This window comes from Pseudomonas sp. GD03842, from assembly GCF_029841165.1.
Taxonomy (GTDB): domain Bacteria; phylum Pseudomonadota; class Gammaproteobacteria; order Pseudomonadales; family Pseudomonadaceae; genus Aquipseudomonas.
The window spans coordinates 15,436-33,309 of the sequence record NZ_JAOCEA010000008.1 but is presented as its reverse complement, the minus strand read 5'-3'; the positions used below and the strand labels follow the sequence as shown (position 1 = coordinate 33,309).

The window sequence follows — 17,874 nt, the reverse complement described above, 5'->3', positions numbered from 1 at the left end:
CTGATGATTCGAGGCACAAGGAGAAACATCATGTCTCGCAATCAACTCTTCGCCCGCGGTCTTCGCGATAGCGTGCCGATGCTGGTCGGCATTGCGCCGTTCGGCATCATATTCGGAACGCTGGCTGGCATCGGCGGCCTCTCACTGTGGCAGGCGGTCAGCATGTCGATGTTCGTCTACGCAGGGTCTGCGCAATTCATCGTCGTCAGCCTGATGGGCGCTGGGGCGAGTGCAGTGGTGATCCTGCTGACCACCTTCATCGTCAACCTGCGTCATGTGCTCTACAGCGCCACGCTGCAACCCCAGGTGCAAAACCTGCCGCAGCGCTGGCGACTGCTACTGGCATTCTGGCTGACCGACGAAACCTTCGCCGTCGTGCAACGCTATTACCTTGTGCACGGCCGCTCACCTCTGGCGCACTGGTATTGGCTTGGCGTTACCAGCGCCCTCTATACCTGCTGGGTGAGCAGTTCGCTGGTGGGCGTGCTGTTCGGGCAGGCGGTACCGGACATGGCCAGTTGGGGCCTGGAGTTTGCGATGCTGGCTACGTTCATCGGCATTGTCGTGCCGTTGCTTCGTAACCAGCCGCAAATCGCAGCAGCGCTTGCGGCGGGCGCCGTTGCCTTGATGACCTGGTCATGGCCCTACAAGCTGGGCTTGATGGCTGCCGCGTTCAGCGGCATTGCCGTCGGGGTTCTGCTGGAAAGACGTCAATCCGAAGGCCCCCGCAATGCCCAGGTCGACGAGGTGCACTCATGAGTTACGGGTGGTTGATCCTGGGAATGACCGTGATCACATTTACGATGCGCTACAGCTTGTTCGCCTGGCCCGATCTGCGCTTTCCCCCAGTGGTCAGACAGGGGCTGCATTACGTGCCCACCGCCGTGCTCACGGCCATTGTTGTGCCTGGCATGTTGCTGCCTGACGGCCAACACTGGCAGCTTTCACTGGATAATGCCTACCTGCTGGCGGGCGTTGCGGCGATCGCCATCGCAGCGCTCAGCCGCAATCTGCTGGCCACCATTGGCGGGGGGCTGTTGGTGTTTTTTCTGCTGCGCTGGTTGATGGGGCAAATATGACCACAGCTCCTTTTGCAGAAAACAGGCGATTATAAGCAAAGAATTAAAAATTCTTTTCCGTTATAACTCAAAGCAATGATTATGCGGCGACCGAATGTTGGGTGTATCGCCTGAGATCGCCGCTTCGCGGCGTCCTGGCGGTTCTGCTCAGACAGACATCACCAAGGACCGCTGCAGTGAGTGACCCGATTTTCAAACTGACCCACGTCAGCAAGACGTTCGACCACGATAATGCAGCCGTCAAGGCCAAGGCGCTACCGGATGCCGATGCCAGCTTCATCAACGGTGACGTCGCCCTCTCGAACGGGGTGGACCCCTCGCAGGCATTGGTGCGAGAGCACACCGCAGACAACCCCTACGCCAACCTGATCTATGCACGAAACGACATGCTGGATGATCCAAGGCTGACACTGTTGGCGAAATACTTGACCGGGCCGGAGGTCAAGCAATTCATCGAAGCCAATTACAGAGGCTTTGTAGTGCCGGATCAGCAGCTCGTCCGTTGATCAAACTCCGCAGGTTTGCACGGCATGCGGTGATTCACGTCACCGCGATGCCTTATTCGCCCTTGGCCACTGGCCGCTGCGGATCGTTGATCCACTCGCTCCATGACCCAGCGTACAACCGGCCCAAGGGATAGCCAGCCAGGCATAGGGCGAACAAGTTTTGGCAGGCCGTGACGCCCGAGCCGCAGTATGCGACGAGCTTTTCAGGCGCACGCCCTTTCAGGATTTCGGCAAATCGCTCCCTGAGCTGCGCGGCGGGCAGGAAGCGCCCGTCCGGGCCCAGATTGTCCGTGAAGGCTGCACATTGCGCGCCGGGGATATGACCAGCGACTGGATCGATCGGCTCGACCTCGCCGCGAAATCGTGCAGGCGCGCGCGCATCGATCAACGTGACATCGGGCCTGTCCAGTTTCTTCTGCACCTCTTGCGCAGTGAGCACCAGCGTCTCATCCGGCTTGCCCTTGAACGTGCCTTCGCGATGCGCCGGCGGATCCAGACTCAACGGCAGTCCAGCTGCATGCCACGCCTTCAATCCGCCATCGAGAAGGTATACGCCGTCACGCTTGCCCAGCCACGCAAGCAGCCACCATGCGCGTGCAGCATAAGCGCCGGGGCCGTCGTCGTAGAGCACGATTTCGCTGTCGTTATCCACTCCCCAGAACCGCAGGCGATCGATCAAGGCCTGCGGATCCGGCAAGGGATGCCGTCCCGTTACTCCTTTGATGATGGGTCCGCTCAGGTCGTTGAGCTGATCGGCGTAGGACGCACCCTCGATATGCCCTTGCGCGTAGCTGCGCTGACCGTAATCCAGGTCATCAAGGGAAGAACGGCAATCTAGGATCACTCGCCCCGGTGATTGTGGGCGTTCGGCCAGTTGTTGCGGGCTGATCAGTTGCGCAATAGACATGACGGGCTCCTGCAGACAGTAAAAATGGCTAGAAACGATGGGGGTATTCCATGCAATCGAAGCATTGGCTCAATCCGCATCCTCCAGCGCTGTGATCAAAGGCACATGAAATTCGTCGCATAGCGCATGCACCGCTGCACGCGCGCCAGGCGTAACGTAAGCCAGCTCAAGCATCAAGACCTGATAAACCCCTCGCCGGATGGCCTCTTCGTTCAAACGGCCTGGGGTTTTCCGGGTGGTACAAAGGAACCTCACCCATGACGTCAGGATGATCCAGGCGTTGAGCGTGAGTGATTCGATCTGCACGCTGTTCATGTCCAGAATGCCCGCGTCGACGAAGCCACCATAGATGGCCATCCCTTTGATCAGACAGTGCTGGGAAAAGCGCCGATAACGCTGGGCCAGCTCAGGGTCGGCGTCCAGTAGATACTCGAGGTCGCGATGCAGGAAACGGTAGCGCCACATACCGTCGAGGATCGCGAGCAAGTAATGGCGCTTATCCTCGACCGCCGGCAAACGCCCTTTGGGTGGGTGCAGAAAGCTGTCGATCAACGCTTCGTACTGCGTGAACAGCTCGGCGATGATCGCCTGCTTGTTAGGGAAGTGGTAATAGAGGTTCCCCGGCGAAATCTCCAGGTGTGCCGCGACATGGTTGGTACTCACGCTGCGCTCGCCTTGCAGATTGAACAGTTCCAGGCTGCTCTGCACGATGCGTTCTCGCGTCTTGACGCGTAAGGGTTTGATGCGCGGTGCCATGTTTAGCTCGGACGCCTGGATGTCACGGGAATAGGCTTGATCTTAACGCATGCGCTCCGGTTCGGTGCAGCCTTCATTGCTCGGCGGCACCGCAGCGCTCGCCCGGTATGCGACCGCAATGAGGGCCCCCAAGAGACCGGCCACCAGTACCATCACCAGAATGACACCTCGCAAGCCCAATGAAGCGGTGAGCAGCCCCACCATCAATCCCGCAAAGGGCTGCGACAGGTTGTTGAGCAGGGTAATGACCCCCACCGTCTTACCGAAATCACCCACCGGGATGAGACGCTGCCGAAGGGTACGCATGTAGATGTTGAACATCTTGTCGAAGCCGACAATCAGCAGAAACCCTATCAAATAAACGCCAGGAATCGCCCCGGTAGCCGTAATCAATGCCCCCACCACAATCGCGCAATAGGACGCGGCACCCAGCAATTTGAGAGGCAGCTCGATGCGCGCCAGCACGAACAAAATGGCGATAGTCACTGCGGCGCCCGCTGCCTGTACGACGGCATAGTAGTCCTTGCTCTCTCCAAACGAGCCGATCACCATCGCCGCCGATGTGGCAAGGGTAACTCCCACGATCAGGTTTACCCCCACGGCAAGCCCGATGAGCTTCTGCAGGCTCGGGACGCTGGCAATGTGGCCAAGCGCGATGCGCAAAGGCTCATGCCATACCCGCGCTTGCCGCTGCGGACGTGCCATTTGGAAACCGCTCACGCGCTGCCAGACACGCATGGCCAGGTCGGCGAGCCCGAACAACAGTGCCGCGCCCACTACAACGCCCGGCCACGGACAGATTTCCAGTGCCAGTGCCGCCAGCACCGGCCCCAGCACCAGCCCGGTCTGATCAGCGATTTGCGAGTACGACAGCGTTTTTCCGTAACGGTAATCGGGGAATGCATGAGGCATCACCACCTCTCGCGCCATGATGCCCTGCGTGGTCAGCACACCGCAGACCGCCGAAAGCAGAACCAGCCAGTAGAGCCCACCGAATACGCCATACAGCGCCATCGCCACCGCGCAGATCCCGGCGCGGTATACCTGGCTGATGTGCAGCAGACGGACCGGTGAGTGCCGGTCGCACAACGCACCGCAGACCGGGAATGCCAAATAGCGCGGCAATGCCTCCATGAAGAACGCCAATCCGGCCCATGAGGCACTGTCAGTGGTCTGGAAAACAATCAGCGGAACGAGAAACAGCAGGATCTGATCGCCGAGGCGAGAAAGAAACAGTGAAACGAAGAACGCCAGATAATCCGTACGCATCACGACTCCTGTCAGGCAAGGGAAGGCCGTCAGGACGGCCTGCCCAGTCTGGGCGCGGGTGCGGCAACTCGCAAGGCGCAGAGAGCGCAGGCAACTTGGCCGCTACACCTGGCCTGCGCTACCATCCGAGTCCCAACGAACTCCGACCAGGACGACGCGATGAACCGAGTGTTGTACCCAGGCACCTTCGACCCCATCACCAAGGGCCATGGCGATCTGGTCGAACGCGCTTCGCGCATGTTCGATCAAGTGGTCATTGCCGTCGCCGCCAGCCCCAAGAAAAATCCGTTGTTCCCCCTCGAGCAACGGGTCGCGCTGGCCCAGGAAGCTACCAAACACCTGGCGAACGTTGAAGTGGTAGGTTTCTCGACCCTCCTGGCGCATTTTGCGCAAGAGCAGAACGCCAACATCTTGCTGCGCGGGCTGCGGGCGGTGTCGGACTTCGAATATGAATTTCAGCTCGCCAACATGAACAAGCAGCTCGCCCCGGACGTCGAAAGCCTTTTTCTCACGCCGTCCGAACGCTATTCATTTATTTCATCTACGCTGGTCAGAGAAATCGCGGCGTTAGGCGGAGACATCACGAAATTCGTACATCCGGCGGTCGCCCAAGCGCTCAAGGAAAGATTCAAAGCCTAGTTCCGGCGCTATGTTGAGGTGCATACCGAGCGTTAATGCGGCACAATTCGCCGCATTAGATCTTGATATGCCCCGGTGTCGACCGCGGCAGGAGTGTCCATGTCCCTGATCATCACCGACGATTGCATCAACTGCGACGTCTGCGAACCCGAGTGCCCGAACGAAGCGATTTCCCAAGGGGAAGAGATCTACGTGATCAATCCGAACCTGTGCACCGAATGCGTAGGTCACTACGATGAACCGCAGTGCCAGCAGGTCTGCCCCGTGGACTGCATCCCGTTGGATGAAAACAACGTCGAAACGAAAGACCAACTGATGGCCAAGTACCACCTTATTACCAGCAAGGCTTAAACGAAGGCATATCCTGTCGGCATCCGCGCTTTCGCCGAAGACATGGGCTGTATTGCCTGTAGAACTGAGCGAGATACGCATGACCTCAAAGCTTACGCGGATACCCTCCTCGTTTGGCGCAGTGCTTGTTCTGTGCGCCCTCTCGGCTCAAGGCAGTCCTGGCCATCCCGATCAGGCCGCCATTGCAAGCCCCCACCCCGTTGCGACAGCCGCCGGTCGGGAAATTCTGGTCGATGGCGGGAATGCGTTCGACGCCGCGGTTGCCATCAGCGCCACCCTTGCCGTAGTTGAACCTTACGGTTCCGGGCTGGGTGGCGGCGGTTTTTTCCTGTTGCGCCAGGCGGGAGAGCCGGTGCAGTACCCCTTTCTCGATGCCCGCGAGAAAGCGCCCCTTAAAGCCAAGCCGCGAATGTTCCATCGCAATGGTGTCGCGCAACCCGATTTATCTCTGAACGGCCCCCTGGCCGCAGCCATCCCCGGCCTGCCCGCCGCATTGGTCGAATTGGCCGACCGCTATGGACGCCTCCCGCTGAGCATCTCCCTGGCCCCTGCCATTCGCGTGGCTTACCGCGGGTTCAAGGTCGACGAGGTGTACCGCGAGCGTGCCAGCTGGCGACTGTTCGCTTTGCGCGCCAATAAGGAAAGCGCCCGGCTGTTCCTGCGCAATAACGATGTGCCTGACCTGGGGGCGATCATTCAACAGCCAGAGCTTGCACAAACCCTGGAGCGTCTCGCCGACAAAGGTCGCGCTGGCTTCTACAGCGGGTTGACGGCACAGTCGATGGTCAGCGGCGTACGCGCAGGAGGCGGCATCTGGAACTACCACGATCTCGAAGAATACGACGTGGTCACCCGAACGCCGTTACGCTTTCAATTGGCCGACCAGCGCGAACTCATCAGCGCGCCACCTCCTTCGGCAGGGGGAGTCGCTCTGGCGCAGAGCCTGTTCATGCTGCAGCAGTTGCCTTGGCGGGAATCGGAAAAGGCCCAGCGAGCGCACTACGTGGCAGAGGTGCTGAGACGTGCCTATCGAGACCGGATGTTTTTCGGGGATCCGGATTTCGTGCCTAATCCGATTGCGCAGGTCTTGGCGCCGGATTATTTATTGCAACTGTCGACCAGCATCGACCCTCACCGCGCCACGCCCAATAATGCGCTCCCTCCTGCGCCGCGCTGGAGGGAGGGGGACAACACCAGCCATTTCTCCGTCCTCGACGAGGATGGCAACGCCGTTGCAGCGACCCTGTCGCTCAACCTGCCATTTGGTTCGGCCTTTACCGTTCCCGGCACGGGCGTGATCCTCAACGACGAGATGGACGATTTCGCGGTCGACCCCAAAGGCAGTAATACCTACGGGTTGCCCGGCAGCCCCGCAAACGTCATCGAACCGGGCAAACGTCCGCTGTCGAGCATGAGCCCAAGTTTCATCGAAAGCCCCGACGCGTTTACGGCGTTCGGCTCATCCGGCGGCAGCCGCATTCCGAGTGTGGTGCTGCTGGCGATGTTGGCGTATCTCGATGATCAGCCTATCGCCCGCTGGACCTCTGCGTCGCGCTATCACCATCAGTACTTGCCCGATCAACTGGAATACGAGCCAGGCGCGTTTACTGAGCAAGAGTTGGCCGATTTGAGTGAGCGAGGGTATCGCCTAAAAGAAACACGACGCGACTTCGGCAATCAGCAGGTGTTGATGTGGCACAAGAACAGCGCACGGGTCGAAGCCGCGAGCGACCCTCGCGGGGTGGGCGTTTCAACGACATTCCGCCCGAATGCGCAGTTGGACCGGGTGCGAGTCTGCGCGGATCAGTCCTGCCTGCCGTAACCGCTGGTGGTGCAACCCAGGCAGCGGACAAACGCGGCCTTGCCAGGCTCGACCACCAGCGCGTTGCCGGTTGCACGCAAATTGCCACCGGCTGCCGCGAACGGAGACGCAATCACGAAAAGGCCTGCGCCGATCACCGTTGCCACGATCAGAAGCGGACGAGCCACCAGCAAGTCACCCATCATCGCGTAGGCAGGCGGGTTTTGAATCTCGTACATCGGATCGCCGCTGCCCGACGCTTCAACTTGCGCCATGGCAGGCGTCATCTGCAGGCCGAAGAACAGGGCCAGGGTGGCAGCGAGAATACGAAACGGGCTCATGGCATGATCCTTCAGGCACTGCTGGAAAAGGGGTGCTCCTCACTATAAACAGCGATGGGGGTTACGCAAGTCTCGCCCTGCATCCGGGAGAATCCGCTCAGAAGAAGCGCCCTTCGGATTCCCGTTCCATGACCACCGCCCGACCGTGACGGAGCGCAAACGCACTCGATGAGGCCCCCCCCACGCAGGCGGTCGCTACTTCTGGCATTTAGGGCAATAAACACTCGCACGCTGCCCCAGCTTGACCTCACGCATGAGCGTGCCGCAGACCTTGCAGGGTTCAGCGCCCCGACCATAGGCAAACAGCTCCTGCTGAAAGTAACCAGGCTGGCCGTCGCCGCCGATGAAATCGCGCAGCGTAGTGCCGCCCCGCTCGATGGCGGCCGCCAGCACCCGCTTGATCTCTGCGGCCAGCTTTATATAGCGCGCCTTGGAAATGGTCTTCGCCTCACGCCGAGGATCGATACCCGCAGCGAACAGCGCTTCGGTCGCATAAATGTTGCCAACACCCACCACCACGGCGTTGTCCATGATGAACGGCTTCACCGCCATCGACCGTCCACGAGACAGTTCATACAGACGCAGACCATCGAACACATCCGTCAACGGCTCAGGTCCAAGCCGGATCAGAAGCTCGTGGTTATGGGGGTCGTGGCTCCAGAGCATCGCGCCAAAACGGCGAGGGTCGGTGTATCTCAAGGCCAGGCCGGACTCCAGCTCGATGTCCACATGCTCATGCTTGAGCGCCGGCAGCCCGGCCTCGACCAGCCGCAAATTGCCCGACATGCCCAAATGACTGATCAAGGTCCCGATTTCGGCCTGAATCAACAGGTATTTGGCTCGCCGCTCCACCCCCGTGATCTTCTGGCCTGAGAGCCGCACGTCCAGATCTTCCGGGATGGGCCAGCGCAGGCGGCGGTCGCGCACGATGACTCGGCTGACCCGCTGACCTTCCAGATGGGGCGCGATACCCCGACGGGTGGTTTCGACTTCAGGCAATTCAGGCATGGGGCACTCGATGGCGAGGTGAGGATAAGCGCGTCAGTGCGCGCTCAGTTCACGGATACTTTCTTTGAGGTTTTCGAAGTCGTAGTCGGACAGCCCGACGTAATCCAGCACCATGTGCCCGATGCTGTTCCACTCGTGGTCAATCGCTTGGTTGCCCAGCACGCGGTGAGAAGAACAGACGTGTTCCGCCATCTTGAGAATGGCCAAAAGATTCTTCAGCGGCGCGTTACGCCCCGATTCATCCTGGAAAATCGCCAGCGCGTTATGGTGATTGGCAATCGCATTGCTGACATGTTCCGGCAATCGCCAGGACTTGGCAGTGAAATAGCCGACAACAGCATGGTTGGTATTGAGGATGCGATTCTCGGTATCGACCACTCGGCACTCAGGCCCGGCCTTCGCATAGGCTTCTTCCAGCACGCTCATGTATTCGGGAAAGCGCTTGAGCATGAGCGGCACGCCACAATCGTGGAACAGACCCAGCGCGTAGGATTCATCTACGGTTTGCGAGCCGATGCGCTTGGCCAACGTGAGGCTGGTCATCGCCACGTCCTGCGCGGTGTCCCAGAAGCGGTTGAGCACCACGATCGTCTCATCGCTCATTTCGCCCTTGATCGACTGGGCGTTGATGAGATTGATGATCGAACGGCTGCCGAGCAGGTTCACCGCGCGCTGAATGGATGCGATTTTATTGGCCAGACCGTAATGAGCAGAGTTGACGATTTTCAGCAGCGCCCCGGACAGCCCAGGATCCTGCGCTATCAACCGCGCGATGACACCCAGATCAGGGTCGGGCATGTACTGCTCCATCTGCAAATCCACCATGATTTGCGGCTGGGGCGGAACACTGATGCCCTGCAACGCCTGCTGAATCTGCTCGGAAGTAAGCTCTTGGGACATAAGTTAACACTCAAGGTCAGGCAACGATTCTACCCCCTATCGCCCATGCTCCGACAACCGTTGAAACATCTCGAGGGTTCCGACCGGATACCACCTGGTTAATTCATGTGGGCCGCCCGCAGGCCAGTTGACGCGCTATAATCCCGCTCTTTTTTTCGGAGCGACGTCATGTCCCTGCCCAGCTTGCGCCTCAAGCCCAATGCCGACCGTCGCCTGCGCGCCGGCCATCTGTGGATCTACAGCAACGAAATCGACGTGGCTGCCACCCCACTCAACGGTTTTGTCCCTGGCGCCCAGGCAGTTCTCGAAGCGGCAGGCGGCAAGCCACTGGGCATCGTCGCAATGAGCCCCAATAACCTGATCTGCGCTCGCCTGCTGTCGCGCGATAGCAAGCTGTCGCTGGATAAATCGCTGCTGGTGCATCGGTTGAACGTTTGCTTGTCGCTGCGTGAACGCCTCTTCGATAAACCGTTCTACCGTCTGGTCTACGGCGACTCGGACCTGCTCCCGGGCCTGGTGGTCGATCGCTTCGGCGACATTCTGGTGGTGCAACTGGCGTCTGCGACCATGGAGCAGCACAGGGACGATGTGCTGGCGGCATTGATTCAGGTCCTCAAGCCCAGCGGCATCCTGCTCAAGAACGACTCGGCTGCCCGGGATGCCGAAGGGTTGAACCGCTACGTGGAAACGGCCTTCGGCGTGGTGCCGGAATGGGTCGCGCTGGAAGAGAACGGCGTGAAGTTCGAAGCACCGGTGATGGAAGGTCAGAAAACCGGATGGTTCTACGACCACCGCATGAATCGCGCGCGCCTGGCCCCCTACGTCAAGGGCAAACGCGTGCTGGACCTGTTCAGTTACATCGGCGGGTGGGGCGTGCAAGCGGGCGCGTTCGGGGCGAGCGAAGTTTTCTGCGTCGACGCTTCTGGCTTCGCCCTCGATGGCGTCGAGCGCAATGCGGCGCTGAATGGTTTTGCCGAAAAGGTGACGTGCGTCGAAGGTGATGTTTTCGAAGCCCTGAAAGAACTGAAAGCGGCCGAAGAGCGCTTCGACGTGATCGTGGCCGACCCGCCCGCTTTCATCAAGCGCAAGAAAGACCTGAAAAACGGCGAAGGCGCCTATCGCCGCCTCAATGAACAGGCCATGCGCTTGCTCACCAAGGACGGGATTCTGGTCAGCGCCTCCTGCTCCATGCACCTTCCGGAAGACGATCTGCAGAACATCCTTCTGACCAGCGCTCGCCACCTGGACCGCAATATCCAGTTGCTCGAACGCGGTGGCCAGGGCCCGGATCACCCTGTACACCCGGCCATCCCGGAAACGCGCTACATCAAGAGCATCACCTGCCGACTGTTACCCAATAGCTAAACGCGTCGCGGGCAAGCGCGCTCCTACGGTTGATCCTGTTGACCCGTAGGAGCGCGCTTGCCCGCGACGCTTACTGACCTTCCACCATTCCCTCCTGCCCTCACAGGTGTAGAATCAGCGCTATTCATCGCCAATCATCCCCCGGCGGGTTTATGAGCTCCGGTCGAGCGTGCAGCGATCCTGCAATGTCACCGACCTCATCCTCCGTAACGGCAGCTACCTGACGTCGTTGCACTGGACCACGAGAAGCTCACTCCCTTACTGAACCTGATTAGCCGCCCGGAGTGCTCCAATGCCTGATTACCGCTCGAAAACGTCCACCCACGGCCGCAACATGGCCGGCGCGCGCGCCTTGTGGCGTGCAACGGGCATGAAAGACGAAGATTTCAAGAAGCCCATCATCGCTATTGCCAACTCGTTCACCCAGTTCGTGCCTGGCCACGTTCACCTCAAGGACCTGGGCCAACTAGTCGCTCGCGAGATCGAAAAAGCCGGCGGTGTCGCGAAAGAATTCAATACCATCGCCGTCGATGACGGGATCGCGATGGGCCACGATGGCATGCTGTATTCCCTGCCGAGCCGCGAAATCATCGCCGACTCCGTTGAGTACATGGTCAACGCGCACTGCGCAGACGCCATCGTCTGCATTTCCAACTGCGACAAGATCACCCCCGGCATGCTGATGGCCGCCCTCCGCCTGAACATTCCCGTGATCTTCGTCTCCGGCGGCCCGATGGAGGCCGGCAAGACGAAATTGGCGAGTCATGGCCTGGACCTGGTCGACGCCATGGTCATTGCGGCCGATTCTTCGGCGTCCGACGAAAAAGTCGCCGAATACGAGCGCAGCGCGTGTCCGACGTGCGGTTCGTGTTCCGGGATGTTCACCGCCAACTCGATGAACTGCCTCACCGAAGCCCTGGGCCTCGCGCTGCCGGGCAACGGCTCGACACTGGCGACCCACGCCGACCGCGAGCAGTTGTTCCTGCGCGCCGGTCGTCGCATCGTCGAACTGTGCCAGACCTATTATCGCGACGGCGACGATTCGGTACTGCCGCGCAATATCGCCAACTTCAAAGCGTTCGAAAACGCGATGACACTGGACATCGCCATGGGCGGCTCGACCAACACCATCCTGCACTTGCTGGCGGCCGCTCAGGAGGCCGAAGTGGCCTTCGACCTGCGCGACATCGATCGCCTGTCGCGCAAAGTGCCGCAGTTGTGCAAGGTTGCGCCGAACATCCAGAAGTACCACATGGAAGACGTGCACCGCGCCGGGGGCATTTTCAGCATTCTCGGCGAACTGGCGCGCGGCGGGCTGCTGCACACCGACCTGCCAACCGTCCACGCGCGCTCGATGGAAGAGGCAATCGCCCAGTGGGACATCACCCAGACTGACGACGAAACGGTGCACACCTTCTTCAAGGCGGGCCCGGCTGGCATTCCGACCCAAGTTGCGTTCAGCCAGTCCACCCGTTGGGAAAGCCTGGATGATGACCGCGAAAATGGCTGTATCCGCAGCGTCGAGCATGCCTATTCGAAAGAAGGCGGCCTTGCCGTGCTGTACGGCAACATCGCGCTGGACGGCTGCGTAGTGAAAACCGCCGGCGTCGACGAGTCGATTCATGTCTTCGAAGGTAACGCGAAGATTTTCGAGAGCCAGGACAGCGCCGTGCGCGGCATTCTCGCCGACGAGGTCAAGGCCGGCGACATCGTGATCATTCGCTACGAAGGCCCGAAAGGCGGTCCGGGCATGCAGGAAATGCTCTACCCGACGTCGTACCTGAAATCCAAAGGCCTGGGCAAGGCCTGTGCCTTGCTGACCGACGGACGCTTCTCGGGCGGGACCTCCGGCCTGTCCATCGGCCACGCCTCGCCGGAAGCCGCCGCCGGTGGCGCAATCGGCCTGGTAAGGGATGGTGACAAAGTGCTGATTGATATCCCGAACCGCTCGATCAATCTGCTGGTCTCCGACGAGGAACTGGCTACCCGTCGTGCCGAGCAGGACAAAAAAGGCTGGCGTCCTGCCGAAACACGGCCACGCAAAGTGACCACTGCCCTCAAAGCCTACGCCCTGCTCGCGACCAGCGCTGACAAAGGCGCGGTGCGTGACAAAGCGATGCTGGATAAGCTGGTGCCATAACTGGCTTTACGCAACGAACAAAAAGCCCGGCAGCGATGCCGGGCTTTTGTATTCAGGTTTGTGCCCTGAAACGCGCGGCCTCGAAAGCCGCAAGCGCGTCTTACTGAATGTCATCCGGCTTGACGATCACCCAATTCTTGTCCGCGGTCACCGGCAGCCCTTCTTTGGCCTGCGCTTCTGCGTTGGACTTCATCATGCCGTTGAGTTGGGTCATGTATTTGTCCTTGCGGTTGATCCACAGATGAATGCCACCTTTGCTCACATCGACACCGTGGAACAGCATGTAGCCGTCGCTGCTCGGGGTATCGCCACCCACCAGTACCGGTTTTTTCCACTGGTCGATGTAGGTCAGGATCGCTGCCTGTTTGCCTGCCATCCAGGTCGCAGGGGTCCACAGGTAAGGCGTCAGTTCGAGGCCAAGGTTGGCCTTCTCATCGTATTTGCCTGCGCTGATCTGCTTGCGCGCGGTCGTCAGCTCGCCGGTTTCCCGGTTCTTCAGTAGGGTGGTCACACCGATCACGTTCTGCGGCTTGACGTTGTAACCGTATTTGGGATCGGAGGCGACCATGCGCACCAGCTCCTCGGAGGCGGCAGTCATCACGTAGACCTCAATGCCATTTTCCATCAGCTTGTTGTAAAGCTCGGCCTGGCCGGTGAAGACCTTCGGTGGCTGGACATCAATGGTTTTGACCACGTCCCCGTCGTAGTACGTACTGGGCACCGGCTTGCCGGACGCCATCAGTTCGTCGACATAACCTTTGAGCTCTTTGAGGGTAAACCCTGAAAAGACCTGTGCGACCCATGGATAGCAGACCATGTCGTCGATTTCGCAAAGTCGGTAGTAATAACTGAACAGGCTTTCCTTGTGCTCAGCGGTGTCTTTGAACGGGATCAGCTTGAGGGAGGGATCGAGCTTTTCACGGGTGATCAGCCCTTTGTTCTCCATGAACGGCAACAGCGACTCTTCCAGATCGTAGCGATAGCTGGTGTTGTCCATGTCGAAAACGGCGAAATTCCCTTTGTTGGCGTTCGCCGCGATCATGGCATCGAGTTGCTTGGCGGCAGGTTCCGGCCAATGCTTGAGCTCGGTGGAAAATGCCTGCCCGGCAAGGCCCAGGCAGAGGGCAGCGGCCAACAGTTTTGGAGCGAATTTCATAACGGTGTCCTCCCCTTTTCAAATGCGAGGCTGGACCGTAACAAAAAGCCATGACTGTTTTAATGCGTCAGCGACCGTGCGTGTTCTGATGGCGCCACATGAAGTGCCATTCACGACAAATGACGTAAAAACGACATATTTGTGACAGCCTGAGTCAGGGTAGAGCTCGCTGTACCGCCGTCGCGGGCAAGCGCGCTTCTACGGTTGGTTGCATCTCAATGGAGGAGCGCGCTTGCCTGCGATGCCAGCGTCACAGGCGCTCCCACACCTCAAAGTTGTACGCTGGCTTGTCATCCACCGCCGGGTTCTCGACGTTTGACACCTGCTTCCACTGCGCCTCATCAAAAGCAGGAAACCACGCATCCCCCTCAGGATTCAGCGCCACGCGAGTCAGGTACAGTCGGTCCGCATGTTCCAATCCTTGGGCATAAAGCTGGGCGCCGCCAATTAACATGACCTCGCTGACGCCTTGCGCTGAGGCCCAATCCTCGGCGCGCTCAACGGCGGCGTCCAGCGAAGTGAAGACTTCGGCACCTTCCAGCTTGAGGTCTGGCTGACGGGTGACCACAATGTTCAATCGCCCCGGCAGCGGGCGGCCCAATGAATCCCACGTCTTGCGACCCATGATGATCGGCTTGCCCAGCGTCGTGGCCTTGAAGTATTTGAAATCCCCCGGCAGGTGCCAGGGCATGGAGTTGTCGATGCCGATCACGCGGTTTTCCGCGAGCGCGGCGATCAGGCTGAGGGGAAGATGTTTTTTCATGGCGGCGAGGATAGCAGTACACATGCCTACACGCATGCAATGCACGGAAGCTCGCGATAGCGGTCACAACGGTTATGCTCCCTCTTGAACTTACCAACGAGACACCGCGTGACTGCACTGACCCCACTCGATGAACTCTGGCTGACCGAAGCGGTGCGCCTGCGCGAGCAACACGCAGGCGCCCTGGAGGACGAAGAAGCCAGCCGCCGCGCCCGCACCACGGCCGGCGACCTGCTGACCCGCATCAAGAACCGCGCCCTGTGGCTGGCCGAGCGCGACGGTATGGTGACCGCCTTGCGGCACTGGAAGCAGGGCGCTCGCCTGTCGCTGATCCTGTTAGGGATCTTTGCCGTGGTCAGCGGGGCCGGGCTGGCTTTCGCCGCACTCGGTGACGGGCAAACACCGGTCAACGTATTCTGGGCCTTGGGCAGTTTGTTGGGGCTGAACCTGATTCTGCTGATCAGTTGGGCGCTGGGCTTTCTGTTTGCCGGCGATAGCGCTGCCAGCCTTGGCCGATTCTGGCTGTGGCTCAGCGAAAAACTCGCCCGCGATGCTCGGGCCGCGCAACTGGCCCCGGCGCTGATTCTGCTGCTCCAGCGCAAGCGTCTGAATCGCTGGCTGCTCGGGGCGTGCGTCAACGGGCTGTGGCTGTTGGCCCTGTCCAGCGCGCTGGTCTTGCTGCTCTTGCTCATGGCGACCCGGCGCTACGGGTTCGTCTGGGAAACCACCATTCTGGGCAGCGACACATTCGTCAGCCTGACCCAGACCCTCGGCAGCCTGCCTTCACTCCTGGGCTTCAACGTGCCCAACGAGGCAATGATCCGCGCCAGCGGCGACAGCGCCCTGATCATCGAAAACGCCCGGCAAGCTTGGGCGGCATGGCTGGTCGGCGTGCTGTTGGTGTATGGCATCTTTCCGCGTCTGCTGCTGACGATCTTGTGCTACGGGCGCTGGCGCGCGGGCCGTAGACATCTCGTGCTGGATGTGAGCGAGCCGGGTTATGCCGAGCTGCGCGAGCGGTTGATGCCCAGTAGCGAGCGGCTCGGCGTCAGCGACGCTGCGCCCGCCCGGCTGCATCAGGTGCAAACCGGCCACTCTGCCGAAAACAGCCAAGGCGCCTTGCTGGTGGCCATCGAGCTGGACAATCAACGCCCTTGGCCGCCAGAGCTCCCTGATACCATTGCTGACGCTGGCATCCTCGACAGCCGTGAATCCCGCCGTACCCTGCTTGACCAATTGACCCGCTATCCGCCTGCACGTCTGGCTATCGCGTGCGACCCCCGCCGTTCGCCGGACCGGGGCAGCCTCGCGCTGATCGCCGAACTCGCCCGTTGCGCCACGGCGACACGCATCTGGCTCTTGCCCGCACCCGTCGGTGAGGCGCTGGACGCAGATCGGCTGGGAGACTGGCACGTCGCCCTGCAGCAATTGGAGTTGCAATGGGTAGACAGTGCGCCGCTCACGTGGCTGGAGACTGGACATGACTGACAAGCACGCTCATCGCCCACTGAAACTGGCTGTTGTCGGGCACACCAACGTCGGCAAGACATCGCTGCTACGCACCCTGACCCGCGATGTGGGATTCGGCGAGGTCTCCCATCGCCCCAGCACCACCCGACACGTCGAGGGTGCGCGGCTGTCGGTCGACGGAGAGCCCCTGCTGGAGCTGTACGACACGCCGGGCCTGGAAGACGCCATCGCGCTGCTCGACTACCTGGAGCGCCTTGATCGCCCCGGCGAACGCCTTGATGGCCCGGCACGGCTGGCACGGTTTCTCGACGGCAGCGAAGCCCGGCAACGTTTCGAACAGGAAGCCAAAGTCTTGCGTCAGTTGCTGGCATCGGATGCAGGGCTATACGTCATCGATGCCCGTGAACCGGTGCTTGCCAAGTACCGCGATGAGCTGGCCGTGCTCGCCAGCTGTGGCAAGCCGCTGCTGCCAGTCCTGAACTTTGTCAGCAGCGCGCACCCTCGCGAGCCGGACTGGCGCGAAGCGCTGGCGCGGCTCGGCCTGCACGCACTGGTGAGATTCGACAGCGTTGCTCCACCAGAGGACAGCGAACGACGGCTTTATGAAAGCCTTGCGCTGCTGCTGGAATCGTCTCGCGATCAGTTGGAGCGGCTGGTACTCGATCAGCAGGCCCAGCGCGAAGTCCGTCGTCACAGTGCAGCGCGCTTGATCGCCGAATTGCTAGTCGATTGCGCGGCCTGTCGACGCAGTGTGGCGACCGAAGCCAGCCAAGTGAATGCCGCGATTGAAGACCTGCGCAAATCGGTGCGCCAGCGCGAACAGCGTTGCGTCGAAGCCTTGCTCAAGCTGTATGCCTTTCGCCGTGAGGACGCGTCAGCCAGTGACCTGCCCCTGCTCGACGGGCGCTGGGGCGACGACCTGTTCAACCCGGAAACCCTGAAACTGTTGGGCGTGCGCGTCGGCAGCGGCATTGCCGCGGGTGCAGCGGCGGGTGCGGGTGTGGACCTGCTGGTCGGCGGCATTACCCTCGGCGCTGCGGCGTTGGTCGGGGCAATTGCCGGTGGTGCGTTGCAGACCGCGCGCAGCTATGGAAGCCGCTTGCTCGGCAAACTCAAAGGCCAGCGGGAATTGACCGTCGATGATGCCGTGCTGCGATTGCTGGCCTTGCGCCAACGGCAACTGCTGCTGGCGCTGGAGGCGCGGGGCCATGCGGCGATGGACAGCATCAAGCTGGAAACACCCCAAGACAAATCCTGGCGCGAGGGCAAACTGCCCGACGCGCTGCACAAGGCCCGGGCGCATCCGCAGTGGTCGTCGCTGAACCCGCATGCGAAGCTCAATCAGGCCGAGCGCCAGGAGCAAATCGAAGCGTTGGCGACAACGATTGCTCGATGACACTGCCGACAGTCGTATCGATCATTT

At 60.6% G+C, this 17,874-nt stretch carries 18 protein-coding genes; 10 read left to right on the top strand and 8 right to left on the bottom strand.

The genetic code is table 11. The features are described 5' to 3' along the window. The first annotated feature begins 30 nt into the window (after positions 1-30). From N5D61_RS12990 to N5D61_RS12980, 3 genes are all read left to right on the top strand, one after another. Positions 31-759, top strand: coding sequence for an AzlC family ABC transporter permease (locus N5D61_RS12990; RefSeq protein ID WP_279893135.1), 729 nt, complete (start codon positions 31-33; stop codon positions 757-759). Further along, entirely contained in the window at positions 756-1,079 is a 324-nt protein-coding gene (locus N5D61_RS12985; protein ID WP_279893133.1) for an AzlD domain-containing protein, read from the top strand. Before N5D61_RS12990 ends, N5D61_RS12985 begins: the two co-directional genes overlap by 4 nt. Positions 1,080-1,255: 176 nt before the next feature. Further along, positions 1,256-1,585, top strand: coding sequence for a MetQ/NlpA family ABC transporter substrate-binding protein (locus N5D61_RS12980; protein ID WP_279893131.1), 330 nt, complete (start codon positions 1,256-1,258; stop codon positions 1,583-1,585). A gap of 52 nt (positions 1,586-1,637) precedes the next feature. Here the strand turns inward: N5D61_RS12980 and N5D61_RS12975 are convergent, their stop codons facing one another. The 3 genes from N5D61_RS12975 to N5D61_RS12965 all read right to left on the bottom strand — a co-directional run bounded on the left by N5D61_RS12975 (position 1,638) and on the right by N5D61_RS12965 (position 4,517). After that, complete coding sequence (locus N5D61_RS12975) at positions 1,638-2,492, bottom strand: sulfurtransferase (RefSeq protein ID WP_279893129.1); 855 nt, start codon at positions 2,490-2,492, stop codon at positions 1,638-1,640. A gap of 69 nt (positions 2,493-2,561) precedes the next feature. Beyond that, a complete protein-coding gene (locus N5D61_RS12970; RefSeq protein ID WP_279893126.1) occupies positions 2,562-3,248 on the bottom strand; it encodes a TetR/AcrR family transcriptional regulator in 687 nt (228 codons plus the stop codon). 42 nt (positions 3,249-3,290) lie between these two features. Next, positions 3,291-4,517 (bottom strand): MFS transporter, encoded by a 1,227-nt coding sequence (locus N5D61_RS12965; RefSeq protein WP_279893123.1) that lies wholly within the window; start codon positions 4,515-4,517, stop codon positions 3,291-3,293. 159 nt (positions 4,518-4,676) lie between these two features. On the opposite strand from N5D61_RS12965, the gene coaD reads away from it, so the two are divergent. The 3 genes from coaD to ggt all read left to right on the top strand — a co-directional run bounded on the left by coaD (position 4,677) and on the right by ggt (position 7,329). Continuing rightward, positions 4,677-5,156, top strand: coding sequence for a pantetheine-phosphate adenylyltransferase (gene coaD, locus N5D61_RS12960; RefSeq protein WP_279893121.1), 480 nt, complete (start codon positions 4,677-4,679; stop codon positions 5,154-5,156). Positions 5,157-5,255: 99 nt separating this feature from the next. Continuing rightward, on the top strand, positions 5,256-5,507 hold the full coding sequence (locus N5D61_RS12955) for a YfhL family 4Fe-4S dicluster ferredoxin (protein WP_108237645.1): 252 nt from the start codon (positions 5,256-5,258) through the stop codon (positions 5,505-5,507). 79 nt (positions 5,508-5,586) lie between these two features. After that, complete coding sequence (gene ggt / locus N5D61_RS12950; protein WP_108237644.1) at positions 5,587-7,329, top strand: gamma-glutamyltransferase; 1,743 nt, start codon at positions 5,587-5,589, stop codon at positions 7,327-7,329. Here ggt and N5D61_RS12945 read toward each other — a convergent pair. From N5D61_RS12945 to N5D61_RS12935, 3 genes are all read right to left on the bottom strand, one after another. Further along, positions 7,311-7,649 carry a multidrug transporter gene (locus N5D61_RS12945; RefSeq protein ID WP_108237643.1) on the bottom strand — a complete coding sequence of 113 codons (339 nt, stop codon included), beginning with the start codon at positions 7,647-7,649 and terminating at the stop codon, positions 7,311-7,313. The genes ggt and N5D61_RS12945 overlap by 19 nt on opposite strands. 195 nt (positions 7,650-7,844) lie before the next feature. After that, complete coding sequence (mutM, locus tag N5D61_RS12940; protein ID WP_108237642.1) at positions 7,845-8,657, bottom strand: bifunctional DNA-formamidopyrimidine glycosylase/DNA-(apurinic or apyrimidinic site) lyase; 813 nt, start codon at positions 8,655-8,657, stop codon at positions 7,845-7,847. Positions 8,658-8,690: 33 nt separating this feature from the next. Then, positions 8,691-9,557 carry an HDOD domain-containing protein gene (locus N5D61_RS12935; protein WP_108237641.1) on the bottom strand — a complete coding sequence of 289 codons (867 nt, stop codon included), beginning with the start codon at positions 9,555-9,557 and terminating at the stop codon, positions 8,691-8,693. 168 nt (positions 9,558-9,725) lie between these two features. Between N5D61_RS12935 and N5D61_RS12930 the strand changes: the two genes are divergently transcribed. Both N5D61_RS12930 and ilvD read left to right on the top strand, forming a co-directional pair. Continuing rightward, positions 9,726-10,922, top strand: coding sequence for a class I SAM-dependent rRNA methyltransferase (locus tag N5D61_RS12930; RefSeq protein WP_108237640.1), 1,197 nt, complete (start codon positions 9,726-9,728; stop codon positions 10,920-10,922). Between the two features lie 292 nt (positions 10,923-11,214). Beyond that, positions 11,215-13,062, top strand: a complete 1,848-nt coding sequence (ilvD, locus tag N5D61_RS12925; protein WP_108237639.1) for a dihydroxy-acid dehydratase — start codon at positions 11,215-11,217, stop codon at positions 13,060-13,062. 100 nt (positions 13,063-13,162) lie between these two features. On the opposite strand, the gene N5D61_RS12920 is transcribed toward ilvD, so the two are convergent. Beyond that, entirely contained in the window at positions 13,163-14,218 is a 1,056-nt protein-coding gene (locus N5D61_RS12920) for a haloacid dehalogenase-like hydrolase (protein ID WP_279893116.1), read from the bottom strand. A gap of 250 nt (positions 14,219-14,468) precedes the next feature. Next, positions 14,469-14,981, bottom strand: coding sequence for a dihydrofolate reductase (locus N5D61_RS12915; protein WP_279893275.1), 513 nt, complete (start codon positions 14,979-14,981; stop codon positions 14,469-14,471). A gap of 108 nt (positions 14,982-15,089) precedes the next feature. Here N5D61_RS12915 and N5D61_RS12910 point away from each other — a divergent pair, with 108 nt between their 5' ends. Together N5D61_RS12910 and N5D61_RS12905 are read left to right on the top strand one after the other, a co-directional pair. Next, positions 15,090-16,469 (top strand): DUF2868 domain-containing protein, encoded by a 1,380-nt coding sequence (locus N5D61_RS12910; RefSeq protein WP_279893114.1) that lies wholly within the window; start codon positions 15,090-15,092, stop codon positions 16,467-16,469. Continuing rightward, positions 16,462-17,847, top strand: coding sequence for a GTPase/DUF3482 domain-containing protein (locus tag N5D61_RS12905; protein ID WP_279893112.1), 1,386 nt, complete (start codon positions 16,462-16,464; stop codon positions 17,845-17,847). The genes N5D61_RS12910 and N5D61_RS12905 overlap by 8 nt, the downstream gene beginning before the upstream one ends. Positions 17,848-17,874 lie beyond the last annotated feature (27 nt).